The organism is Janthinobacterium kumbetense, from assembly GCF_023703445.1.
GTDB lineage: Bacteria > Pseudomonadota > Gammaproteobacteria > Burkholderiales > Burkholderiaceae_D > Janthinobacterium > Janthinobacterium kumbetense.
Genome location: NZ_JAMQGR010000002.1, coordinates 371,997 through 396,655 on the forward strand (window position 1 = coordinate 371,997; position 24,659 = coordinate 396,655).

General features: G+C 62.6%; 18 protein-coding genes and 1 riboswitch. Of the genes, 4 read left to right on the forward strand and 14 right to left on the reverse strand.

Annotated elements, in window-relative coordinates; all coding sequences use genetic code 11:
• Nucleotides 1-64: 64 nt before the first annotated feature.
• The 6 genes from NCG91_RS09060 to hppD form a co-directional block, all read right to left on the reverse strand.
• On the reverse strand, nt 65-1,207 hold the full coding sequence (locus tag NCG91_RS09060; RefSeq protein WP_251349432.1) for an ankyrin repeat domain-containing protein: 1,143 nt from the start codon (nt 1,205-1,207) through the stop codon (nt 65-67).
• Between the two features lie 61 nt (nt 1,208-1,268).
• Entirely contained in the window at nt 1,269-3,089 is a 1,821-nt protein-coding gene (locus tag NCG91_RS09065) for a M14 family metallopeptidase (protein ID WP_251349433.1), read from the reverse strand.
• Between the two features lie 125 nt (nt 3,090-3,214).
• Nucleotides 3,215-5,935, reverse strand: a complete 2,721-nt coding sequence (locus NCG91_RS09070; RefSeq protein ID WP_251349434.1) for a TonB-dependent receptor plug domain-containing protein — start codon at nt 5,933-5,935, stop codon at nt 3,215-3,217.
• Nucleotides 5,936-6,098: 163 nt separating this feature from the next.
• Nucleotides 6,099-7,595, reverse strand: coding sequence for a S41 family peptidase (locus tag NCG91_RS09075; protein ID WP_251349435.1), 1,497 nt, complete (start codon nt 7,593-7,595; stop codon nt 6,099-6,101).
• A 124-nt stretch (nt 7,596-7,719) separates the two neighbouring features.
• Nucleotides 7,720-11,316 (reverse strand): indolepyruvate ferredoxin oxidoreductase family protein, encoded by a 3,597-nt coding sequence (locus NCG91_RS09080; RefSeq protein ID WP_251349436.1) that lies wholly within the window; start codon nt 11,314-11,316, stop codon nt 7,720-7,722.
• 196 nt (nt 11,317-11,512) lie between these two features.
• Nucleotides 11,513-12,640 (reverse strand): 4-hydroxyphenylpyruvate dioxygenase, encoded by a 1,128-nt coding sequence (hppD, locus tag NCG91_RS09085; RefSeq protein WP_099665780.1) that lies wholly within the window; start codon nt 12,638-12,640, stop codon nt 11,513-11,515.
• 125 nt (nt 12,641-12,765) lie between these two features.
• Between hppD and NCG91_RS09090 the strand changes: the two genes are divergently transcribed.
• Nucleotides 12,766-13,290, forward strand: a complete 525-nt coding sequence (locus NCG91_RS09090) for an Lrp/AsnC family transcriptional regulator (protein ID WP_034753092.1) — start codon at nt 12,766-12,768, stop codon at nt 13,288-13,290.
• On the opposite strand, the gene NCG91_RS09095 is transcribed toward NCG91_RS09090, so the two are convergent.
• The 4 genes from NCG91_RS09095 to NCG91_RS09110 form a co-directional block, all read right to left on the reverse strand.
• Nucleotides 13,282-13,986 (reverse strand): GNAT family N-acetyltransferase, encoded by a 705-nt coding sequence (locus NCG91_RS09095; protein ID WP_251349437.1) that lies wholly within the window; start codon nt 13,984-13,986, stop codon nt 13,282-13,284. The two genes, NCG91_RS09090 and NCG91_RS09095, sit on opposite strands and share 9 nt — an antisense overlap.
• Nucleotides 13,987-14,073: 87 nt before the next feature.
• On the reverse strand, nt 14,074-15,171 hold the full coding sequence (locus NCG91_RS09100) for a tRNA nucleotidyltransferase/poly(A) polymerase-related protein (RefSeq protein WP_251349438.1): 1,098 nt from the start codon (nt 15,169-15,171) through the stop codon (nt 14,074-14,076).
• A gap of 12 nt (nt 15,172-15,183) precedes the next feature.
• Nucleotides 15,184-15,900, reverse strand: a complete 717-nt coding sequence (locus NCG91_RS09105) for a glutathione S-transferase family protein (RefSeq protein WP_251349439.1) — start codon at nt 15,898-15,900, stop codon at nt 15,184-15,186.
• A 12-nt stretch (nt 15,901-15,912) separates the two neighbouring features.
• A complete protein-coding gene (locus NCG91_RS09110) occupies nt 15,913-17,868 on the reverse strand; it encodes a lytic transglycosylase domain-containing protein (protein ID WP_251349440.1) in 1,956 nt (651 codons plus the stop codon).
• A gap of 65 nt (nt 17,869-17,933) precedes the next feature.
• Between NCG91_RS09110 and NCG91_RS09115 the strand changes: the two genes are divergently transcribed.
• Nucleotides 17,934-18,533, forward strand: a complete 600-nt coding sequence (locus NCG91_RS09115) for a 5-formyltetrahydrofolate cyclo-ligase (protein ID WP_494337255.1) — start codon at nt 17,934-17,936, stop codon at nt 18,531-18,533.
• A gap of 15 nt (nt 18,534-18,548) precedes the next feature.
• On the opposite strand, the gene metF is transcribed toward NCG91_RS09115, so the two are convergent.
• The 4 genes from metF to metK form a co-directional block, all read right to left on the reverse strand.
• Nucleotides 18,549-19,379, reverse strand: a complete 831-nt coding sequence (gene metF, locus NCG91_RS09120) for a methylenetetrahydrofolate reductase [NAD(P)H] (RefSeq protein WP_034783533.1) — start codon at nt 19,377-19,379, stop codon at nt 18,549-18,551.
• Nucleotides 19,366-19,722 (reverse strand): phage holin family protein, encoded by a 357-nt coding sequence (locus NCG91_RS09125; RefSeq protein ID WP_099665786.1) that lies wholly within the window; start codon nt 19,720-19,722, stop codon nt 19,366-19,368. Before NCG91_RS09125 ends, metF begins: the two co-directional genes overlap by 14 nt.
• A 188-nt stretch (nt 19,723-19,910) precedes the next feature.
• The gene (ahcY, locus tag NCG91_RS09130) at nt 19,911-21,335 is read right to left on the reverse strand and encodes an adenosylhomocysteinase (protein ID WP_070258574.1); all 1,425 of its coding nucleotides are present in this window, start codon (nt 21,333-21,335) and stop codon (nt 19,911-19,913) included.
• 27 nt (nt 21,336-21,362) lie between these two features.
• Nucleotides 21,363-21,431: riboswitch (S-adenosyl-L-homocysteine riboswitch) on the reverse strand.
• 123 nt (nt 21,432-21,554) lie between these two features.
• Nucleotides 21,555-22,721 carry a methionine adenosyltransferase gene (gene metK, locus NCG91_RS09135; RefSeq protein ID WP_034783537.1) on the reverse strand — a complete coding sequence of 389 codons (1,167 nt, stop codon included), beginning with the start codon at nt 22,719-22,721 and terminating at the stop codon, nt 21,555-21,557.
• 188 nt (nt 22,722-22,909) lie between these two features.
• On the opposite strand from metK, the gene NCG91_RS09140 reads away from it, so the two are divergent.
• Both NCG91_RS09140 and NCG91_RS09145 read left to right on the forward strand, forming a co-directional pair.
• The gene (locus NCG91_RS09140; protein WP_099665787.1) at nt 22,910-23,779 is read left to right on the forward strand and encodes a lysophospholipid acyltransferase family protein; all 870 of its coding nucleotides are present in this window, start codon (nt 22,910-22,912) and stop codon (nt 23,777-23,779) included.
• On the forward strand, nt 23,776-24,651 hold the full coding sequence (locus NCG91_RS09145) for an LpxL/LpxP family acyltransferase (RefSeq protein WP_077398734.1): 876 nt from the start codon (nt 23,776-23,778) through the stop codon (nt 24,649-24,651). The genes NCG91_RS09140 and NCG91_RS09145 overlap by 4 nt, the downstream gene beginning before the upstream one ends.
• Nucleotides 24,652-24,659: the final 8 nt, after the last annotated feature.

Genomic DNA, 24,659 nt, shown 5'->3' on the forward strand with positions numbered 1-24,659 from the left:
CGCGGAAGATGCATTATCAGGATAACATCACTGCAAGCTGGCCGCCTTGATCTGGCCACGCACGCTAGCCAATGACGGGGACGGGCAAGGCCGACACTTTCCAGCTGCCTTTGAGCTTGCGTTCTATCAAGGCCGGCAAGGCGCTGGCGTCGGGCGCGCCTTTTTTCGTGAACTTCACCGGCACCAGCAGATGGATGGTGACCTTGTCATCGTCGGCAATGTCCTCCTCCGGCTCCGGATTCCAGCGCTTGTCGATGGCCAGCAGCGCGTCGACGCCGTCCGGCCAGGCCAGGTCCGCCAGGTGCGGATCGTCGTGCCGCAGCAGCTCGCCCGCCGCCAGGCTGGCCTGGTCGAGCGTGCGCCGTCCCAGGCGTGCCAGCAGTTCGACAGGAAAGCGCCAGGGACTGTGCTCCGCAAAGCCGTGCACGGTCAGCGGCCAGCGGCCAGGCAGGCAGATGGCCAGTTCGGTCATCGGGGATTGCTGGAACAGGCCGGCCGTAAACAACAGCTTGAAATCGCTCTTGCCGCCGATGCAGCTGATCCCCAGCGAAAAGCGCGCGTCGCCGCTGTCCGGGCTGAACACGGCCGGCAATACCCAGCCGGCGCTGTTGTGCATGAAGGTGCGGATCGATTCCTGCGGCGAGGCGGCCGCTTGCTGCGGCACGTCGAGTATGCTGACGCCGCCGGCGGCAGCGAGCAATTGGGCGATCGCGGGAAAACCCCAGCCGCTGGCGATATCGACCGGCGCCTGGTTCCAGCGCGTATGCAGGCGGTTCGGATTGGCGCCCGACTGCAGCAGCAATGCCACCACGTCCTGGTGGCCGCCCACGCAGGCGCTGTCCAGCGGCGACAGTATATTGTCCGGCAAGCCGTCGACGGCAGCACCCTGCTCGAGCAGCCAGCGGCAGGTATCCAAATGGCCATGGCTTGCCGCCGCGTCCAGCGGCGTATGGTTGCGGTAGCCGGGCAAGGGCAGGTCGATGTCCAGGCCCAGCGACACGAGCAGGACGCAGACGTCGCGGCTGCCGCCGGCCGCGGCCAGGTGCAGCAGCGATTCGCCGTCATCCATGTTGTAGCGGCGCAAGGTCAACAGCCGCGGCGTGGCCTCGAGCAGGCTGCGCACCTGTTCCACCTGATTTTCGCCGACGGCGTCGCAGAGGCGAAAAAACGTCTCGCGGTGCTGGTTATACAGTGTCTTGTTGCCCATTCATGGTCTCTGCTCGTGGTGGCGGCGCCATCATCGAGCGGAGAATAGCATTTTCTTCCGATTAATCTGTGCGATTTGACAACTTCGGTGTGCGCGTCGGCGGCAATGCCAGGCCGGCCGGCGCCACATCCGTGCGCAGCACCGGATACAGGTTCAGGCGCTCATCCCAGGACGCGTGGCGGCGGGCGAAGAATTCCAGGCGCGCGGCCGGGCTCTTGGCAAATGCGGGATCGCTGGCCAGCTTCTGCTGGAACTGCGCTGCCAGCGCCGGGTCGGCCGCCAGCTGCGCGCGCGCCACGTCTTCGGCCACGTATTCTTCCATGTACTCCTTGCGCTCGAAGGCCGTATTGAAACTGCCCCAGGCCAGCAGGGAATCGGGCGCGCGCGGTTCGAGCAGGGCCACGACCAGGCGCGCCTTGGCCTGGTTGACGGGCACGTACAGCGCGCCCGCACCGACCACGCGCGCCTCTTTCTGCCACTCGCCCTGCACGACCGCCGTCTGGCGTCCCTCGAACGACTGCGCGCCGAATTTCACCTGCGTGGCGCGGAATGTTTCGACCGGCAGCTTGCCCGGCGCGCCAGCCAGCACCTGGTACGACACGCCATGCTGGCGCAGCTTGGCCGCCACCATCTGCGCCTGCGCAGCGGGCACCAGATAGCCGGCCTGCGGCGCGGCCTGCTGCAGGTCGGGCACGATCTCGTCGCGCAGCGGTACGTTCCAGATCTGCGGCGTGGTTTCATCGTAGCGCGTCATCAGCGCGCCCGACACTTCGGACGGCGTACGCGTGTAGGCGTAGCCGCGAAACGCGATCAGGCGGCTCTTCTCCGTGGTTTTATACGTGAGCGGCAGGGTGGTGCCGGCCAGCTGCGCGGCGCGCGCGTCCGCCTCGAGCGCCGTTTGCCGCCACTGCACGCCATGCTGCGCCACTTGCGACAGCAGCGAAACGATGGTGTTGCGGGTGATGCGCACGCGGGTCGGATAATCCTTCCACGAATGGGTTTCCACCAGCATGCCGAAGCGGTTGCGCAGCTGGAAATAGCCATGCGAGAAGCGGGGATTCGGCGCCGAATCGACAAAACCCGATTGCGGATTGTCGTTCTCGGCAAACGAAATATAGAACGGTTTCGGGTCCGAGCCCTGCTTTGCCAGGTCGGCCAGCACGCCGTCGCGCAGCGCCGTTCCCGCCACGCGCAGGGCCGCATCGCCCGCATGCACGGGTTCGACCTGGATCGAGATATCGGGTTCGAACTGGGCGCCGTCCGTCACGTGCAGGTCGACATACGCCAGCGGATCCCAGGCATTGACCAGCGCCAGCATGTGCTGCATCTCGGGCGTATCGGCCTTCATGTATTCGCGGTTCAGATTGTAGTTTTGCGCCGTGCTGCGCCAGCCCATTTCCACGGGACCGCGCTGGTTCGGACGGTTCCACTGGCCGAAGCGCTCATGGCCATCGACATTGAAGACGGGGACGAACAGCAGCACCTGCTTGTCCAGCGCGCCGGGCGCCGCCTTGCCCTCCAGGACTTCGCGCAAGGCCAGGAAGCCCGCATCCTTGCCATCGATTTCGCCCGCATGGATGCCGCCCTGCACCAGCAGCACGGGCAGCTTGCGGCGCGCCGCTTCGGCCGGCGTCAGCGCGCCCGTATTCGTCACGGCCAGCGCCAGCATGGGGCGGTTTTCCGGCGTGCGGCCGAACTCCACGCAGCGCACCTGCTTCGGATAGCGCGCCTGGAACTGGCGGCACAGGGTTTCCACTTCCGCGTAGCGGCCCGTATTCAAAAAGCCCGAGCGCTCGGCCACCGTCGTCAGGACGGGAGCGGCGTGTGCGCTGGCGGCAAACACGGTCAACAGGGCGGTGGACAGCAGGGCGTGGCGTAGCATGGGTCAAACTCCATCGAGAGAGGACAAGCGAGCAATTATAGAGTGGCGGTCGGATAAAAACGCGCCGGAAAATAAAAAAGCCGGAACAGCGTCAGCTGCTCCGGCCTTGCTTCGGCAAGCGTGAATTACGAGCCAAAATGGTAGTTGAACTCGACCCACCCCTGGCGGCCTTGCGGGCTGTAGTTGCCGATCAGGTAGTACGGCCAGCCGTTGCTGCTATCGCGCTTGATCTTGTCGAACACGTTGTTGACGATCAGCGAAACGGTGGCGCGGTCGTTGATGCGGTAGACGGTGCTGATGTTGGCCAGCGCCGTCGGCGTCAGGTAAGCCTTGCCGGCGGCATTCGGCACCTTGCCGTAGCGGCTGACCAGCAAGGTATTCGACCAGTCGCCCGCAGCCCAGTTGACGCTCAGGTTCAGCTTGTCGGGCCAATCCATGTTGGTCATCGATTTGGTTTCATCGGTCTCTGCATCGCCGGCGAATTGCTGCGATTTCTTGCTCAGTACCCGGGCGTAGTTGGCCTTGAAGGCGAAGCGGCCATAGTCCGTCGTGCGCAGCAAATACTTCAGGCTGACGTCGATGCCGCTGCTGCTTTTCTTGGCCGCGTTGATCGGGTTGACGGTGATGGTCTTGATCTCGCCCGCCTTGTTCAAGGCATTGGCCGCGTAACGCTCGATACGGCCCAGGGTATCGATACAGGTCGGCGAGCCGATATCGGCCTTGCCGAGGCGGCAATCGGATTCGTCGCGCAGCAGCTTGTCGGCGTCCAGATTCGTCACCAAGTCGTCGATCTTGATGTTCCAGTAATCGACCGAAACGTCGAAATTGGAACTCGGCGACCAGACGGCGCCCACGCCGAAGGACTTGCCCTTTTCCGACTGCAGGTCGCGGCTGCCGTTCTGCACGTAATCGGCACCCGGCGATTTATTGGCATACTCGCAGCCGTCGATGGCCTTGCCCGCAGCATCGCAACGGTAATAGTCGGTGGTGCTCGCATAATAGCCTTTGCCGCGTGCCTGGTAGATGTAATTCATGTCCGGCGCGCGGAAGCTGGTGGCATAGTTGGCGCGGAACAGCAGCTCCGGCGCCGGGCGCAATTCCAGCCCGCCGTTGTAGGTGAACTTGCCTTCCTTGCGGCCGGCAAAGCTGTAGCGGTCATAGCGGCCGGCGACGGTAGCGGTCAGCTTTTCATGCAGCGGCACATTCAACTCCGCACCCAGCGCATAGCGCGAACGGGTGCCGGCCGTGACGCCCGAACCGGTGGCGACATTGAAATAGCCCTGGTCGATGCGCGCGTCCGGTTCGTTGCTGAAGCCCTGCTTGCTTGCTTCGGCAATCGTGGCGATTTTCACCGTACCGGCAGGCAGCTGGAACAGGTCGCCATTCGTGGCCAGGCTCAGGGTATTCGTCCAGGCCTTGTCATGGCTGGTGCTGTAGCCGCTGATGCTGTCGAATTCGGCCGGCGTCAGGCGCTGCGACAGGCGCGCGGGATCGGGGGCGTAGATGGCCACGCCATTCGCGTCCGTGCCCAGCTTCGGTCCCAGGAAGAAGCTGTCGATGTTCGAGCGCAATTGCGGCCGGTGGGCTTCGCTCGTGTAGACCGAGGCGTTGTAGTTCGCCTCATATTGCCAGGCGCTGCCCGGAATGCGACCCTTGGCGCCCAGCGAGATGGCCGTGGCCAAGTCGTCCCAGCTGCGGTTGTAGCGCTGCACGCCGCCGATTTCCTCGGGCGAGATAAAGCGCGTCCACTCTTCGTAGGCGCCGCTGTTCTGGTTCAGAAAGGAATTGCCGTTCAGCGAAACCGAGGTCCACGACGGGCCGCGCGTATTGTTGACGGTCTTGTTCTTGCCGATCAGGACATCGGCAAACAGGGTGGTGTCAGCATCGAGCTCGTAATTGGCGCTGCCGAACACGTTCTGGCTCTGGTTCTTCGTCTGCGTGGTCCAGAAGGTCGGGCGGGCTTTCGGGCTGGCGCAATAGCTGCCGTTTGCCGCCGTATACTTGCTGACGCTGCCGCCGAACATGTCGCCGAACTGACCGCAGGTGTCGCCCAGGTCGACATAGTTGCCGGCCTTGCCTTTCACCAGGGTACGGCGCGCGGCGATCGTCGTCGGCACGCCGGAGCGGCTGGTCATGAAGTCGCGGTCCATGCTCCACAGCGGGTCGCGCTGGCTCAGTTCCACGCTGAACAGGGTATGCAGCTTGTCGAAATTGCCGCCGCCCGTCAGCTGCACGCGCTGGTTGCCGGCGCCGCCGCGCGAGGTGCCGCCCAGCTTGACGTTGATATCGAAACCGTCCGTCTGTTTTTTCAGGATCACGTTGACCACGCCGGCGATCGCGTCCGAGCCATAGATGGCCGAGGCGCCGCCGTTGAGGATTTCGATGCGGTCGACAATGCTCGACGGGATGTTCGCCAGGTTGGTGAAGTTGACGGCGCCGTCATAGGCGATGGGGAAGTCGGCCAGGCGGCGGCCGTTCAGCAGGATCAAGGTATGGTTCGGGCCCAGGCCGCGCAGGCTGATGGTATTGGCCGACGGCGTGAAGGTATTGCCGTAATCCTCGCCCTGCGTAAAGCCGCTGTTCTGCACCTGGCTGGTCAGCGCGTCGAAGACGTTCTTGTAGCCCTGCTTGGTGATTTCGTCGCCGGTCAGGATGGTGACGGAAGACGGGCCTTCCAGGCTGGCGCGGGGAATGCGCGAACCGGTGACCACGACGGCTGGCGGGGTGGCCGCAGCCTGCTGATCCGCTGCGGGCGCTTGCGTTTGCGCGTGCGCCTGCCATGCGGTGCCGCCCAGGATGGCCAGTACGCCAAGGCTGAGCGGTGTTAACTTGAACTGTTTCGACATCGTTGCGCTTCTCAAGGTGGGAGAAAAGCGGCAAGATAGCAAAATGTCAGTCATTCCAGAACGAATGGATTCATCTTTCTATATATCAAAATTGTTATATAGAAAGATTCATGAGCAGGAAAACGCCAGGCATCCTCGCTAGCTCATGACAGGAACATGCGCGTTAACGGCGCCTGATGGCAATTTCCTTGTAGGACGGCCGCAACAGGCGCGCGGCCGTGTCGGCCGGACTCTCCATCGAACTCAACAGCCTGGTGGCCCCCATGGCCGGCGTGCAGCTACCGCTGCTGCGGTAGCGCAACGCCGCCGCCAGCATGCCTTCCGCCGCGTCGCCCAGCGCATGCTGGTAATCGTCCGCCACGTCGCAGGTCGGTGCCATGCCATCGGCAAAGTCGCCAAAACCCTTGGCGTTGACGCCCTGGAATTGCACGGCGAAATATGTGGTGCCGCAATTCGGCGCGGGATAGAAACCGTAGGGCTTGCCACACGTCGTGCCGCCGATCAGGTTGACTTGCACGTCCACGCCGCGCAAGCCGTTGATGATCGCTTCGCTGGCCGAGCAGGTATTGCCCGTTGTCAATAAGGTCACCCGCTTGAGCCCCAGCGAGGGCAGCGGCGTACCCTTGGGCAAGGGATTCTGCGCGGGAAAGCCCTGGCTTTGCGCATGGAATGGCACGGGCGCTTCCGGCCGCGTCTTGTCATTGAAGAGCACCTGCTCGAAGGTCTTGCCGGTGGTGACTTGCGGACCGGCGATCATGTAGGCGAGTTCGCTGGCGACATCGAGGTAACCGCCGCCGTTGTAGCGCACGTCAAGCACCAGGTCGCTGATGCCGGCCGCCTGGAAGCGGACCATGGTCTCGACCAGCTGGCGTTCGGCCACGTTGTTGTGCGTGTTGAAGGTCAGGTAGCCCACCTTGCCCGTGGGCGTGTCGATGATGCGCTCGTTCTGCACGGCGCTGGTGCTCACGTCCACCGCCGTCAGGCTCACCGACAGGGGCGCGCCGTTACGGCTCAATCCCAGCGTGTGCGCGCCTTGCGCCTTGGGGAACAGGCCGGCGTTGAGGATAGCCACGCTGGCCGCGTCGGGGGCATTGACGAAATCGACGCCATCGACGGTTTGCAGCACGTCACCGCGCCGCAAGCCCGCCAGTGCCGCCGGCGAGCCCGGCTCGACGATCGAGATCACCGCCTTGCGCGGCGGCGTGCTACGCGTCAGCGCCAGCAGCATGCCGTAGCCCAGTTCCACGCCGTTGAGCGAAACTTCCCATTCTGTCGTCGGCAAGGTGAAATGAAACTGGTCCTTCGGCTTGCCGGATGCCGTCGTGGCCGTCGTTTTCAGCACATCGAAGTACGCGACGGGCGTGGCGAAGCTTTGCGCCTGGTAGGTGGCCGGCACTTCGCGGTACCACAGATACGTTTCATCGATCCAGCTGCGCACCCACGTCAGTTCATCGAGCAAGGTGCCCGGCTTGTCGATGCTGCTGCCGCGCGGCGCCGCGCAGCGGTTCTCGACCGTGGACGAAGCGACCAGCGCCGCCGGACCCGCCGGCGTCACGGGCGGCACGACGGGCGCGCTGTCGCTGCCGCCGCCACCTCCGCCGCAGGCACTCAACAACAATACGAGAGGAACCGCCAGGGCGGAAAAGCGCAGGGAAGACATGACGAACTTTCCGAAAAGAAATTATCGAAAAATTATAAGACGTTTTACAAACAGGCGTTGTTTTCTTTGATACAAAAAAAATGGCGCCCGCAGGCGCCATTGCTACAGCGTGAAGTTCACCCCATCACGCCACGGTGGCCGCCACAGGTGCCGCCATGACGGGCGGCAACGGCGTCGGTGCGTTGAAGGCGATCAGCAAACTGGCTTCCTTCTCTTTCGCCGCCTTCAAATGACGCTCCTTCACGTGGCCATAGCCGCGGATGTCTTCCGGGATGCTGGCAATCGCCACGGCTTGCGCCAGCTTGGCCATCGTCAGTTTCGGCAGCAAGCCGCCCACCGTCGTGCGGTACTCGAGTATCAGCGCGCGCTCCATCTTGCGCTCGGCTGTATGGCCGAACACGTCGAAAGCCGTGCCGCGCAAGCCCTTGAACTTGGCCAGCACGCCGAAGGCCTTCAGCATCCATGGGCCATATTCCTTCTTGATCAAATGGCCATGGGCATCCGTTTTCGCCATGATCGGCGGCGCCAGGTGGAACTTGAGCTTGATGTCGCCTTCGAACATGGCGGCGATCTTCGCCTGGAAGGCGCCGTCCGTGTACAGGCGCGCCACTTCGTACTCGTCCTTGTAGGCCATCAGCTTGTAGAAGTAGCGGGCCACGGCTTCCGTCAGGCGCAGGTGCGGGCCATTCAGGGCGCTTTCGGCGGCGCGCACCTGGCCGACGAAGTCCAGGTACTGCTGCGCATACGCGCGGTCCTGGTAAGCCGTCAGCAAAGCCACGCGTTTTTCGATCAGGTCGTCGAGCGTTTCGATGCGCTTGAATTCCACCACCTTGGCTGGCGTCGTCATGCGCACCAGGCTGGCCGCATCGTGGGCGCCCGCGCGGCCCCAGTTGAAGGCGGCCTTGTTGAACGCCACCGAGACGTTGTTCAAGTCGATGGCCTTCATGATGGCAGCTTCCGACAGCGGCACCTTGCCCTTTTGCCAGGCGTAGCCGAGCATGAACATGTTCGTCGCGATGGAGTCGCCCATCAGCGCCGTGGCGATCTGGCCCGCGTCGATGAAGTCCACGTGGTCGCTGCCGCACGCCTTTTCGATTTCCATGCGCGCCGAGGCGCCGGGGAATTGCCAGTCCGGGTTTTTCACGAACGCGGCCGTCGACGAGCTGGTCGAGTTGATCATGGCCCAGCTGCGGCCCTCTCCCATGCGCGACAGGGCGTCGCGGCTGGCCGTGACGATCAAGTCGCAGCCGATGACCAGGTCAGCCGCACCGGTACCCACGCGCGTCGAGTGGATATCTTCCTGGCGGTCCGCCAGGCGCACGTGCGACATCACGGGGCCGCCTTTTTGCGCCAGGCCGCTCATGTCCAGCACGGAACAGCCCTTGCCTTCCACGTGGGCCGCCATGGCCAGGATCTGGCCGACGGTGACGACGCCCGTGCCGCCGATGCCGGTGACCAGGATGCCGAACGGCTCGGCCGTCGAGGGAATGCTTGGCGTCGGCAAGGCTGGCGCCGCTGGCGCGTCCTTGTCGGCGGCAGCCGCCTTCTTCGGCTTTTTCAAGCCGCCGCCTTCCACCGTCACGAAACTGGGGCAGAAACCCGTCGTGCACGAGAAATCCTTGTTGCAGGACGACTGGTTGATCTGGCGCTTGCGCCCCAGTTCCGTTTCCAGCGGTTCCACCGACAGACAGTTCGATTGCACGGAACAGTCGCCGCAGCCTTCGCAGACGGCTTCGTTGATGACGGCGCGCTTGGCCGGATCCGGGTATTCATTGCGTTTCCGGCGGCGGCGTTTTTCCGAGGCACAGGTCTGGTCGTAGATCATGGCCGATACGCCGGGCATGTCGCGCAGTTCGCGCTGCACGTCCATCAGTTCCGAACGGTGGCGCACGGTGACGCCTTCCGCCCAGGCGTAATCGTCCGGGTACTTTTCCGGTTCATCCGTGACGACGATGATGGGACCGACGCCTTCGGCGGCGATCTGGCGCGAAATGATGGCCGGCGACAGGGGGCCGTCGAATTCCTGGCCGCCCGTCATGGCCACCGCATCGTTGAACAGGATTTTATAAGTGATGTTCACCTTGGCCGAGACGGCCGCGCGGATGGCCAGGATGCCCGAGTGGAAATACGTGCCGTCGCCAAGGTTGGTAAATACGTGCTTTTCATTCGTGAACGGCGCCTGCCCCACCCACGTGACGCCTTCGGCGCCCATGTGGGTGAATGTCGACGTTTCGCGGTCCATCCACAGCACCATGTAGTGGCAGCCGATGCCGGCCAGCGCGCGCGAGCCTTCCGGCACCTTGGTCGAACTGTTGTGCGGGCAGCCGGAGCAGAAGAACGGCGTGCGGTCCTTTTGCGGATCCGGTTTCACGCTGATGGCCTTGAGGACGTTTTCCTTCGCTTCCAGGTAGGCGATGCGCTCCTTCACGCGCTGCTCCACCGGATGACCGGCGTAGTAGCGCGAGATGCGGCTGGCAATCGCGCGGGCGATCATGGCCGGATTCAGCTCATACGTGGCCGGCAGCAGCCAGTCGCCGTGCCCCGTGCCCTTCTGGTTGCTCCATTCGCCCGTGTCGTCGAACTTGCCGACCACGCGCGGACGCTCGCCGTCCTTGAGGTTGTACAGTTCTTCCTTCAGCGCGTATTCGAGAATCTGGCGCTTTTCTTCCACCACGAGGATTTCATCGAGGCCCTTGGCAAATTCATGCACGCCGTCCGCTTCCAGCGGCCAGGTCATGCCGATCTTGTACAGGCGGATGCCGATGTCGGACGCCGTCTGCTCGTCGATGCCGAGGTCGGCCAGCGCCTGGCGCGTGTCCAGGTAGGATTTGCCGGCCGTGATGATGCCGATGCGCGCCTTCGGGCTGTCCCAGATGATCTTATTGAGCTTGTTGGCACGCGCATACGCCAGCGCCGCATACCATTTGTAGCTGTTCATGCGTACTTCTTGTTCCAGCACCGTGTCGGGCCAGCGGATGTTCAAACCGCCGGCAGGCATTTCGAAGTCGGTCGGCAGGGTGATCTGCACGCGGTCCGGGTCGAAATCGACGGCGGCGCCCGACTCGATGATGTCGGTCACGCATTTCATCGACACCCACAGGCCCGTGTAGCGGCTCATGGCCCAGGCGTGCAAGCCATAGTCGATGTATTCCTGCACCGACGACGGGTACAGCACGGGGATGCCGCAAGCGTTCAGGATATGGTCGGACTGGTGCGCCGTGGACGAGGATTTCGCCGCATGGTCGTCGCCGGCCAGCACCAGCACGCCGCCATGCTTGGCGGAGCCGGCGTTATTCGCGTGCTTGAACACGTCGCCGCAGCGGTCGACGCCAGGGCCCTTGCCGTACCACATGCCGAACACGCCGTCGTATTTGGCGTCTTCGAACAGATTCGTTTGCTGCGTGCCCCAGACGGCCGTGGCGGCCAGGTCTTCATTCAGGCCCGGGTGGAATTTGACGTGGTGTTCATCGAGGTATTTCTTGGCCTTGATCGCCGTCATGTCGACGGACGTCACAGGCGAACCGCGGTAACCGGTGATGTAGCCGGCCGTATTCAGGCCAGCCTTCAAATCGCGCTCGCGCTGCAGCATGGGCAGGCGGATCAACGCTTGCGTGCCCGTCATGAAGGCGCGACCGCGCTCCAGCGTGTATTTGTCGTTCAGGGAAATTTCGGACGCGTGCGCGCCCGGCTCAAGACTCGAGCCCTTGATTGGTGCATTCATTACTTGTCTCCATTATTCTCTGTGCTACGCGTGCAAAGTCGGTTGAACTCACACGTACCGGCTGTGCCTTGTGGACAATGCCGGTGCGGAAAAATGACTTGTTTGTCGTAGACTACCACAGGAATGCGCGCAGTTCTTTGCTGCGCTGCACTCCCGGGCGGGTACCATTTTCACTACTATTTGTTACAGAGCAACATTACGCGGCGTTCGTATCTTTCAGCACGCCGCGCTTGATCTGGTCCAGCTCGATCGATTCGAACAGGGCGCGGAAATTGCCTTCGCCGAAGCCCTGGTCGCCCTTGCGCTGGATGATCTCAAAGAAGATCGGGCCGATCACCGTCTGCGTGAAGATTTGCAGCAGCAGCTCGCGTTCATTTTCCGTGCTGTGGCCATCGATCAGGATGCGCAGGCGGCGCAGTTCTTCCAGCTGCTCGCCATGGTTCGGCAGGCGGCGGTTGACCAGCTCATAGTAAGTTTCAATCGTATCCTGGAAATCGATACCCGTATCGCGCATGCCTTGCACGGACGCGTAGATATTGTCCGTGCCCAGGGCGATATGCTGGATGCCTTCGCCATGGTACTGGTCCAGGTATTCGGCGATCTGCGACTTGTCGTCCGACGATTCATTGATCGGAATGCGGATCTTGCCGCACGGCGAAGTCATGGCCTTCGACTTGAGGCCCGTCAACTTGCCTTCGATGTCGAAATAGCGCACTTCGCGGAAATTGAACAGGCTTTCATAGAACGTCGCCCATTCCTTCATGCGGCCACGGTGCACATTGTGCGTCAAGTGGTCGATATACGTCAGGCCATGGCCGACGGGATTGGCGACGGCGCCGGGAATGGCGACGAAGTCGACGTCATAGATGCTGATGTCGCCGATGCCGCCCGGCGCGGCCGCGTCCGGCTTGTCGGCGCCCTTGCCGCGCCAGCGGTCGACGAAGTACAACAGGGAATCGCCCACGCCCTTGATGGCGGGGATATTCAGCTCCATCGGCCCCGTTTTATTGTCGAAGCCCCAGGCGCCCAGTTCCAGCGCGCGGCGGTACACGAAGGCCGCGTCGTCGACGCGGATGGCGATGGCGCACACGGACGGGCCGTGATGGCGGGCAAAACGCTGCGCGAACGAATCTTGTTCGGCATTGATGATGAAATTGATGTCACCCTGACGGTACAGGGTCACATCCTTGTGGCGGTGGCGCGCGATGGCCGTGAAGCCCATGTTCTCGAACAGCTTGCCCAATGCTTTTGGGTCTGGTGCTGCATACTCGACGAACTCGAAACCATCGGTACCCATCGGGTTATCCCAAGGCTGAAATTGCATGATGTCTCCTCCAAGAAGTAGCGCACAGTATAGGCGCGGTCTGTGGGCATTAAATGCCAAAGATCTCCCGAACAATCATGATTTGCGCAATAATATTGCGTGAAACAAGAACCACCGGAGGAAGCATGAGCAAAATTACGCTGGATAAAACGGATCGCAAGATCCTTGCCGTCCTGCAGGCCGATGGCCGCCTGTCGAACCAGGACGTGGCCGAGCAGGTCAGCCTGTCGCCGTCGCCATGCTTGCGCCGCGTCAAACGGCTGGAAGAAGCGGGCGTGATCCGCCAGTACGTGGCCCTGCTGGACCCGGAAAAGATCGGCCTGGGCTTGCTCGCCTACGTCAACGTGCGGCTGGAAAAGCACAGCGACGCCACGGCGCACAGCACGGCGCGCGTGCTGGCGCCGAATCTGGTGACGAATACCTCGCCGCGCGCCGACTTTGCCGTGGCGGTGGCGCAATGGCCGGAAGTGGTGGCCTGCTATGCGATGACGGGCGAAATGGATTATCTGTTGCGCGTGCACGTGGAAGACATGGAGCATTTTTCGCGCTTCATGATGGCGACCCTGCTGCGCCATCCGGCCGTGCTGGACGTGAAATCGAGCTTTGCCTTGCAGCGCATCAAGGATACGACGGCCCTGCCCTTATTGTGACGGCGGCCCGGGCTTCTTCTTGCGCCCCGGCAAGCGATCCCACAATTTGAACGCGGCGCGCGCATTGGCCTTGAACGTGTAGTCGAACATGGCGAACTGTTCCTGCACGGCTTCCTGCAGCATGCTGGTCGGGTTCGGCGGCAACAGTTTCAGATATGCATCGGCTTCGCCATAGTCGCGCTGGATTTCCATGCCCGCCTTCTTGGCGATATGCATCATCGTCTTGTTCGACGACAAACAATGCATATACAGGGTATCGACATCGTTGTTACGGCAGTGAATCGCCGCCCGTTCGAACAGTTTCGACCCGACCCCCATGCCGCGCATGGATTTCGACACGGATACGCCAAACTCCGCCACCTGCTCCTTGTCCGTCACCACGCTTTTCGCCGGCGACTGGTCCTTCGGCGCGAACGCCAGGTGCCCCACGCCCACCAGCTTGAACAGGCTGTTGTAGACGCCGTAGATCATGTCGCGCGAAAAATCCATCTTTTGCACGTACTGGGCCACGAGTTCATCGGGCAAGGCGCTGCCGAAGCGCAGCAGGCGGTCGCTTTTCTCGAGCGACAGGAAATGCTTCATCATGCGGCGCCGGTCGCGCTCATGCAATTGTTTGACGAGCACGGTCGGACGCCCGCCACCGCTACGGCTGAGCCAGCGGCGAAACGGGTTTTGAAACAGCTTGGGTAAGGTCACGTCGACTCCTGGGGGCGGTGCTGCGGCACGTCAGGCTGGTATTGTGCGGTGCAACATTGTGGCGCCATTGTAGCGTATTCCCGCCACTCAAGCCTGGGCCAGGAACGCTTGCACGGCCGCCACCCGCGCCGCGTGGATGACTTCGGGGATGCGTTTCGGCTCCGCACAGCCTTGCGCCAGCGCACCCGCATTCACGGCGCGCGCCGCGTCCAATCCGCCCTGCAGCCGCGCCGCCTGAGGGAAATCGCCAGTGACCAATCCGTCGCAAGCCACAGCTTGCAACAGTTGCGCAAAGCGCTGCGGCTTGCGCAAGCCGTCGCAGCGTTCGCACAAGCTCACCACGGCTTCGGCGCTCAGCGCCAGCGCGCCATTGATATTGTCCCGTTCGCGCGCCGCCATGACGGCCAGCTCGCGGCACTCATTGGGCACGCGCAAGCGCTCGCTCAGTTGCTCGATGGCATCTTTTCTCATATGCAGCATCAGGGCAGCGAAACGCACGGGCAAGTCATGACCTTGCGCGGCGGCATGGTCGACGACTTGCAGCAAGCGTTCGCTCAGCGCGATTTCGCCCATGATGCGCGCCAGGGCGCCGCATTCGTGCAGCACCGTCAGCATGCGCGAAGGATGGCTTTCCATCAGCCCCTTGGCCACTTCCTGCCACACGCGCTCGGCCACGAGGGCGTCGACTTCGCCGTCGGCCACCATGCGGCGCATCAAGGTCAGGGTAGCGGGCGCGACAGTAAAAGTATGAAAACGGGCGGCAAAGCGGGCCAGGCGCAAGATGCGCACGGGGTCTTCGCCGAACGCGTCGGAGACGTGGCGGAAGATTTTGTTGCGAATGTCCTCGATACCGCCGAACGGATCGGTCAACGTCCCATCCTCGGCCCGGGCGATGGCGTTGATGGTCAGATCGCGGCGCACCAGGTCGTCTTCGAGGGTGACGTCGGGCGCCGTGTGGAAGACAAAGCCCCGGTAGCCGGGCGCCGTCTTGCGCTCCGTGCGGGCCAGGGCGTATTCTTCCTGCGTCTTCGGGTGCAAAAACACGGGGAAATCCTTGCCGACGGGCCGGAAGCCCTGGCGCAGCATGTCTTCCGGCGTGGCGCCCACGACGACGTGGTCGTGGTCTTTCACGGGCAAGCCCAGCAGTTGGTCGCGCACCGCGCCACCGACCGTGTAAATCTTCATAACACTCTTTTCTTATTCAGGTAATTCCGCGTCGTGCTTGGCAGCGACTTCCGTTTCCGCCAGCGCTTCCGCGATCCAGCGGGCCACGGCCGGGTGCGCCTGCACGCGCTCGCAATACGCGTTCAGGGCCGGCGCCAGGCTCACGCCATACGTGCGGAAACGCATGACGACGGGGGCGAAATATGCGTCGGCGATGGAAAAATCGCCAAACAGGAACTGGTGGTGGCCAAAGCGCGACAGGCACTCTTCCCAGATTTCGCTGATGCGGCCGATGTCGGCCTGCGCGGCGGCCGTGCGGCCACGTCCCGGCAATTTTGCCTTGATATTCATCGACATGTCCGTGCGCAAGCCGGTAAAGCCGGAATGCATTTCCGCGCAGATACAACGCGCCATGGCGCGCGCGGCCACGTCTTGCGGCCACATGTGTTTATCGGGAAACTGCTCGGCCAGGTATTCGCAGATGGCCAGGCTGTCCCAGATCGTGATCTCGCCCGCCAGCAGCACGGGGACCCGGCCGCAGGCCGAATATTCCGCGATCTTGGTGGCCGTGTCGCTCTGGTCGAGCAGCACGCGCACTTCCTGGAACGGGATGCCGAAGGCCGTCATGGCCACCCACGGGCGCATCGACCACGATGAGTAATTCTTGTTGCCGATGATGAGGGTCAGGCCCGGCTCGCGCGCGGCGGCCAGGGTTTGCGTCAGGCTGGGATCAAGGATGGTCGTTTGCATGGTCGGCGGACTTTAGTTGGATGATGGCAAATCGGCGGAAACGGCGCTGTTTTTCGGCCCTACGGTGCCCAGGCGCGCCTTCAGCGACTGCGGGCTCTTCTCGAACAGGGCAGCGTAATAGGTGGCGTTGGCCATCACGTTTTTCACGTAGCCGCGCGTTTCCGTGTACGGAATGATCTCGGCAAAGACGGCGCCTTCCAGCGGACGCGTCATGGTGGCGCGCCAGATGCGCAGGCGCCCCGGTCCCGCGTTGTAGGCGGCGCTGGCCAGCACTTGCGAACCGTCAAGACCGCCAAGCACCATGTTCAGGTAATTCGTGCCCAGCAAGACATTGGTGCGCACATCGCTCAAGGTTTCCGTGACGAAATCGGTGAGGCCGATCTTCTTGGCGACATAGCGGGCCGTCGACGGCATGACCTGCATCAAACCGGACGCGCCCACGTGCGACTGCGCATCCATGATGAAGCGCGATTCCTGGCGGATCAAGCCATACACCCAGGCCTTGTCCAGGCCCAGGGTTTGCGTGGCCGGATGCATGACGTCGTCGTGCGGCGTCGGGTAGCGCTGCGTATAGTCCACTTCCAGGCGCGTGCGGTCCGAGGTATTGACCATGCGGTCGAGCACATTGTTCTGGCGCGCAAATTCCGCGGCCGCCAGATGCTGGCGGTCCGTCATCGAACGCAATTCCCAGTTCCACTCGCGCGTGCCTTCGAAGCGCAGGCGCATGTTGAAAAATTTCAAGGCGCGCTGCAAGCCCGGATTGGCGGCCATGGCGGCGATTTCCGTCGGACTGACCGGCTGGCCCGGCGGCGGCAAGACCAGATGGTTGCCCAGCTCTTCATTGGCCAGCAAGCCATAGAAATTCGACTGGTCGGCAATCGTGCGGTACAGGGCGTCCGCCTGCGGGTTCGGGCGGCCCGGCGTTTCCGCCTGCTGTGCGCGCGCCAGCCAGTACACCCAGGTGGGATCCGTGCGCAAGGACGCCGGCATGGCCTGGATGGCGGCCTTCACCAGTGGCCAGTTGCCTTCACGCAAGGCGATACGCGCCTTCCATTGCATCTGCTCCTGAGTCAGGGGCGCACCATTGGTTTTTTGCCAATATTCGAACGCTTCCGGCGCCAGCGCATACGACGCTTGCAAGGCCAGGCTGGCCCAGCCGATGGCCTGTTCCTGCGGCGTCAATTGCGCGCTCGCCTTTTGCAGGGCCACGACGCCCAGTTTCAAGGTGCTTTTCGCCATGCGGCCGACGGCCACCAGGTACATCTCGTGGTCGGCACGGCTGGCGCCCGCGCCCTTGGCCAGCACCAGCGCCGGCAAGTCGATGGCTTGCGCCATCTTCGCGTCGGAGGCGCCCAGCAGCAGCGCGATGCGACGGGCCGGGCCGGTAGCGTTGGTCTGACCCGCCAGGCGGATCTGCGCCCACAGATCATTCGTGTCGAACTGGCCATTTTGCGCCAGTGCCGCGATCAGGCTGCCGCACGCTTCGCCGTAGCCTGGCGGCGAGACGAGCAGGTTGCGCGCCTCGGACGCCACGTTCTGCCCCTTGGCGGCGCGCGACATCAGCGCGTAGCACTTGAGCTGGGTATCGTCATCGAGGGCGAATTGCGGGTATTGTTCATCAAACACGACCCAGTCGCGCTTGCGGCCCAATTCCAGCAGCCAGTCGTTGCGGAAGCGGTCGGCGATGGCGCTGCCCTTGTAGCGGTTCAGGTAATCGCGAAATTGTGCCTCGGTCAACTGTTTGATGCGCGGTTTCAGCCGATAATAGTCGACATACGAGGGAATCTGGTAATTCGTCAGGCGCCCCGCATAAAAGTCGGCTTTTTCGACGTCATCCTTGCGCGCGGCGTCGCGCAGCAGCAGGAAGGCATCGTCCTCGCTGCGCGTGTCGGGAGCGGCAGGCGTTACGGTGGCGGACACCTGGGCCAGGGCGGCCAGGGGAGACAAGGCCGATGCAACACACAGCATCGTGCCGGCAATCCATTTCAGTGGGGAAATCAATGTACGACTCTCAATCTTAACTTGATGGTGATATGAATAGCGACCCTAGAATAACATGCGATCCGGCTGCACGGCCACCCATTGCGCCACAGGAAAAAGCCGGCTTGCGCAAAGCCTTGCTGGCGGCCCGGCGCGCCCTGCCCGACGCCACGCGCGCGCAGTGGGATGCGGCCATCGCGCAGCGCCTGCTGGACTGGTGCGCGCAGGAAAACGTCGAGGAACTGGGCGTGTACTGGCCCCTGCATGGTGAGCCGGACTTGCACGGCGCATATGCGCAGCTGGCCGCGCGCGGCGTGCAATTAAGCTTGCCGGTGGTGCTGGAAAAGCATGCGCCGCTGGCATTCAGTGACTGGCGGCCCGGAGAAGCGATGGTCAAGGATGGCATGGGCGTGGCCGTGCCCGCCGAATTGCGCCTGCGCCCGGCGCCCGCCACCCTGCTGGTGCCTTGCCTGGGTTTTAATGGGGAACGGTACCGGCTCGGCTATGGCGGCGGGTATTACGACCGCACCCTGGCGCAACTGCCCCGTCCGCGCACCGTGGGCATCGCCTATACCTGCCTGGCGGCAAGCTTTCCCAACGGCGAATACGACATCGCCCTCGATCACATCGTGACCGAGGGCGATCTGCTCTGACGGATCAGATGGGGATTACTTGACCAGGCGCTGCCACAGTGCGGTCGTGGGCGCCGCCTGGTTCATGCTATAGAAATGCAAGCCTGGCGCGCCGCCTTCCAGCAGGCGTTCGCACAAGCCCGTCACCACGTCCAGGCCAAAAGCCTTGATGGACGCGCTGTCGTCGCCGAAGCTGGCCAGTTTCAGACGCACCCAGCGTGGAATTTCCGCGCCGCACATGTCCGAAAAGCGCATCAATTGCGTGTAGTTCGTGATCGGCATGATGCCGGCCACGATAGGCACGTTGATGCCCATCTTCTGCGTCTGCTCGACAAACTGGAAATACGCGTCGGCATTGTAGAAGTACTGGGTGATGGCCGCATCGGCGCCGGCCTGCACCTTGCGCGCGAACGCGTTCAAGTCGTCCTGCGGCGAACGGGCTTGCGGGTGCACTTCCGGATAGGCGGCCACTTCGATATGGAAATGGTCGCCCGTCTCGGCGCGGATGAATTCCACCAGCTCGTTGGCGTAGCGGAACTCGCCCGAGGCGCCGTAGCCGCTCGGCAAGTCGCCGCGCAAGGCCACGATGCGGTTCACGCCGGCCGCCTTGAAGTCGGCCAGCACGGCGCGGATCGATTCGCGCGAACCGCCCACGCAAGACAGATGGGGCGCGGCCTGCTCGCCGGCCGCCAGGATCTCGCGCACGGTGTCCAGCGTACCCTGCTGCGTCGTGCCGCCGGCGCCAAACGTCACCGAGAAATACTTCGGATGCAATTCAGACAACTTGACACGCGTGGCGCGCAGCTTTTCCGCCCCTTCCGGGGTTTTCGGCGGGAAAAACTCAATACTGAAGTTATGCTTTTCCATCGTCGTTGCTCAAAAGTAAGGTCGACAAGGCCCAGGAAATGATGCTGTACAGAATGGCACCGCCCACGGCCGACCAGAAACTGGCGACATGGAAACCAGCGATCATCTGCGCCACCAGCCAGAACATGAAGCCGTTGATGATCAAAATGAACAGGCCCAGCGACAAGAACGTCACGGGCAGGGTCAGCAGGATCAGCAAGGGACGGATCAGCGCATTAACCAGCCCCAGCACGGCAGCGGCCAGCAGCGCGGTCCAGCCGCTGCTCATCGTCACCGAGTGCATCAGGTAGGGGACGGCAAACAGGGCCGCCGCATTGATAAACCAAATCAGTAGCAAGCGCATTTCTCTAGCCCGTCAAAGAAAGTCAGGCCGGCAGCAGCCGGCACAAAAGATATACCGATCAGTCTTGTTGCCTCAGGAACCGTAGCGAGCGGATGCGCGGCGTGGCCGAGAAGCGCAACTGTGCTGTAGCACAGTGAGCATCGCCGGCCGCGCCCCGCGCCGCGCAGTAGGTTCATGAGGCAACCATCTTAGTAACGGTAGTGCTCGGGTTTGTATGGGCCTTCCGTGCGCACGCCGATGTAGTCGGCTTGCTCTTGCGTCAATTCCGTCAGCTGCGCATTCAACTTTTTGAGTTGCAAACGAGCGACTTTTTCATCGAGGTGTTTCGGCAAGGTGTACACGCCGACCGGGTAGTTGGCCGTGTTCGCGTACAGTTCGATCTGGGCGATCGTCTGGTTGGCGAACGACGAGCTCATCACATACGACGGGTGGCCCGTGCCGCAACCGAGGTTGACCAGGCGGCCTTCAGCCAGCAGGATGATGCGGCGGCCCGACGGGAAGATGATGTGGTCGACTTGCGGCTTGATGTTTTCCCACTCGTATTGTTTCAACGAAGCAACGTCGATTTCATTGTCAAAGTGACCAATGTTGCAGACGATGGCCTGGTCTTTCATGCGCGTCAGGTGATCGTGCGTGAGGATATGGTAGTTGCCGGTGCAGGTGACGAAAATATCGCCGTGTTCGCACGCGTAATCCATGGTCACGACGCGGTAGCCTTCCATCGCCGCCTGCAGTGCGCAGATCGGATCGACTTCCGTCACCCATACTTGCGCCGACAGGGCGCGCATGGCTTGCGCCGAACCCTTGCCCACATCACCGTAACCGGCGATGACGGCGACCTTACCGGCGATCATCACGTCGGTGGCGCGCTTGATGCCGTCGACCAGCGATTCGCGGCAGCCATACAGGTTGTCGAACTTCGATTTCGTGACGGAATCGTTCACGTTGATCGCAGGGAAAGCCAGCTTGCCTTCCTTGTGCATCTGGTACAAACGGTGCACGCCGGTGGTGGTTTCTTCCGTCACGCCGAGGATTTCCGGCAGACGCTTCGAGTACCAGGTCGGGTCGGCCAGCAAGTGCTTCTTGATCGAGTTGAACAGGCAGATTTCTTCTTCCGAGCCTGGATTGGCCAGCACCGACAGGTCGGTTTCCGCGCGCACGCCCAGATGCAGCAGCAGGGTCGCGTCGCCGCCATCATCGAGGATCATGTTCGAGTAGACGGCCTTGCCGTCCACGTTCGGCCATTCGAAGATGCGGTGCGTGTATTCCCAGTAGTCGTCCAGCGACTCGCCCTTGACGGCGAATACAGGCGTGCCGGCGGCAGCGATGGCGGCGGCGGCATGATCTTGCGTGGAGTAAATGTTGCACGATGCCCAACGCACTTGCGCGCCCAGTGCTTCCAGGGTCTGGATCAGCACGGCGGTCTGGATGGTCATGTGGATGGAACCGGTGATGCGCGCGCCTTTCAGAGGCTGCGCTGCCGCGAATTCTTCGCGGATGGCCATCAGGCCAGGCATTTCCGTTTCAGCAATCTTGATTTCTTTGTCGCCCCATGCGGCCAAGGTGATATCGGCGATGGTGTAGTCGTGTTGCGATTTGAGTACGGCGTTCATCACGCCCTCCTTTCAGTTGTTGAAAAAGGTACGTGAGCGCAGTTGCAGGATATTCCGAGCCTGGCGAATTTCTTCGTCGCAACGCTCCTCGGACACGGGATTTTATCATTGTCAAGGCCGCCGCGCCAGCCTGTTTGCACGGCATTGCCACGTAACAACACATAAAAAAAGCGCCCGCGGCCAGCAGGCCGGGGCGCTTTTCTTGCAAATCCGACTAGATTACTTCAGGCCGGCAGCGTCGCGCAGCAGGGCGACCTTGTCCGTGCGTTCCCACGTGAATTCCGGCTCTTCGCGGCCGAAGTGGCCGTAGGCGGCGCTCTTCTGGTAGATCGGGCGCAACAGGTCGAGCATTTGCACGATGCCTTTTGGACGCAGATCAAAGTGCGCCAGCACCAGCTTGGCGATTTCCGCGTCGGGAATCACGCCCGTGCCTTCCGTGTAGACGGTGATGTTGATCGGCTTGGCCACGCCGATGGCGTAGCTGACCTGCACCTGGCATTGGCGCGCCAGGCCGGCCGCGACGATGTTTTTCGCCACGTAGCGGGCCGCGTAGGCTGCCGAACGGTCGACTTTCGACGGGTCCTTGCCCGAGAACGCGCCGCCGCCGTGCGGGGCTGCGCCGCCGTAGGTGTCGACGATGATCTTGCGGCCGGTCAAGCCGCAATCGCCTTGCGGACCGCCGATGACGAAACGGCCCGTCGGGTTGACGAGGAATTTGGTCTCCGTCAGCCATTCGCGCGGCAGGATCGGCTTGATGATTTCTTCGATGACGGCTTCTTCGATCTGCTTGTGCGAAATTTCTGGCGCATGCTGGGTCGACAGCACGACCGTGTGCACGCCGACCGGGCGGCCATCGACGTAGCGCAGCGTGACTTGCGATTTCGCATCCGGGCGCAGCCATGGCAAACGGCCATCCTTGCGCAGCTGCGACTGGCGCTCGACCAGACGGTGCGCGTAGTGGATGGCGGCAGGCATCAGCTCGGCCGTTTCATCGCAGGCGTAACCGAACATCAAGCCCTGATCGCCAGCGCCTTGATCCAGGTCAATACCCGCACCTTCATCGACGCCTTGCGCGATGTCCGGCGATTGCTTGTCGTAGGCCACCAGCACAGCGCAACCCTTGTAGTCGATACCGTATTCCGTGTTGTCGTAGCCGATGCGTTTGATGGTTTCGCGCGCAACTTGAATATAATCCACATTGGCGTGCGTGGTAATCTCGCCAGCCAGCACCACCAGACCGGTGTTGCACAGGGTTTCGGCAGCCACGCGGGCGGCTGGATCCTGGGTCAGGATGGCGTCAAGGATGGCGTCGGAAATTTGATCGGCAACCTTGTCGGGATGGCCTTCCGAAACGGATTCGGAAGTGAAGAGATAGTCGTTTGACATTGCAAGCTCCTGTTTACTATGTGAATGTTCTGTCGCAGTAAAGAGGATTTTGCCTGCGACGCTTTAGCGAGATTTATATTCCGCATCGCAAGTTGTCTATTAACTCAGCGGTTACTGCATACGTGGTATTTTACGCTTCTTAAAAAATTTTGGCACGGCAACACGCCATTCCTGGAAACAGCTTATACATGTTAGTCCCAATTTTCCGCTTCTTATCGATCTTTCCCCTGCCCGTCCTGCATGGTCTGGGCGCTGCGCTCGGCTGGGTAATTTACGCCATTTCCCCGTCCTACCGCCGCCGCATGCGCGAGAACCTGCAAGGTGCGGGGTTTTCGCAACACTTGCACACGGCCGTGGCCGAAGCGGGCAAGAGCGTGCTGGAACTGCCGTTCATCTGGTGCGCGCCAGCCGAACGCGTGGCGCGCCATGCGACGGTGGAAAACTGGGAATTGGTGGAAAAAGCGCTGCAGCACGGCCGCGGCATCGTCTTCCTGACGCCGCACCTGGGCTGCTTTGAAATCGTCGCCCAGCAAATCGCGCTGCGCACGCCGCTCACCGTGATGTACCGTCCGCCCAAGCGCGCCGCATTGAAGCCGCTGATCGAAGGCGCGCGCGCGCGCGAAAACCTGATGCTGGCGCCGGCCAATATGTCGGGCGTGCGCATCTTCGCCAAATGCCTGAAGAAAGGCCAGCCCATCGGCCTGCTGCCCGACCAGGTGCCGCAGGAAGGCGAAGGCGTATGGGCCGATTTCTTCGGCCGCCCCGCCTACACCATGACCCTGCCCGCCAAGCTGGCGCAGATGGGCGGCGCCGAAGTCATCATCACCTACGCGGAACGCCTGCCGGGCGGGCGCGGCTATGTCGTGCATTTCGTGCCCTTCACCGAGTCCCTCGACAGCACCTCGGCCGAGCAGGCGCGCACCATCAATGCGGCCATGGAACAATTGATCGCGCGCAGCCCGGCGCAATACCTGTGGAGCTACAATCGCTATAAAGTGCCGCGCGGCGCGCCGCCGCCCACGCCCGCCGCGCCGGATGCCGCCGGGGAGCAGGCATGAGACTGCTGATCGCCTTCATGTGGCTGCTGCACTGGCTGCCCTTGCCCATCCTCGGCCGCTTCGGCGTGGCCGTCGGCAGCCTGCTGTTCATCGCCATGCCCACGCGGCGCAAGATTGCCCTGACGAATCTGCGCCTGTGCATGCCGGAATTGACGGAAGCCCAGCGCGTGGCGCTGGCGCGCCAGCATTTCCAGGCATATTCGCGCAGCGTGTGGGAACGCAGCATCCTGTGGTGGTCGTCGGAAGCGCGCCTGAACCGCCTGATCAAAAAGGTGCCCGCCTTCCCGGGCCAGCAGATCGCGGCCAAGCCGACCATCCTGCTGTGCCCGCACTTCGTCTGCCTCGACGTCGCCGGCGCCGCCACGGCCATGGAAATTTCTGCCTCGTCGATGTATGTGCAGCAAAAGAACGCCGCCTTCGACCAGGCCTTGCGCAACGGCCGTTCGCGCTTCAAGCCGCCCAAGCTGTTTACACGCCAGGACGGCATCAAGACGATCCTGCGCGCACTGCGCGACGGCTTGCCGTATTTCATGCTGCCGGACATGGATTTCGGAGAAAAGGATGCGGAATTCGTGCCCTTCTTCGGCGTGCCCGCCGCCACCCTGACGGCCACGGCGCGCCTGGCGCTGGCCGCCAAGGCGCAAGTCATTCCCGTCATCGCCACCTTCCTGCCCAATTACCAGGGCTGGCAAGTGACGTATTACCCGGCGTGGGACGATTATCCGGGCGACGACATCACGGCCGCCACGCGCCGCATGAACGAATTCATCGAAGAGCGCGTGCGCGAAGCGCCGGCCGAATATTTCTGGACACATAAACGCTTCAAGACGCGTCCGGAAGGCGAAGCATCGTTCTACAACCAGCACAAGTGATACGGCAG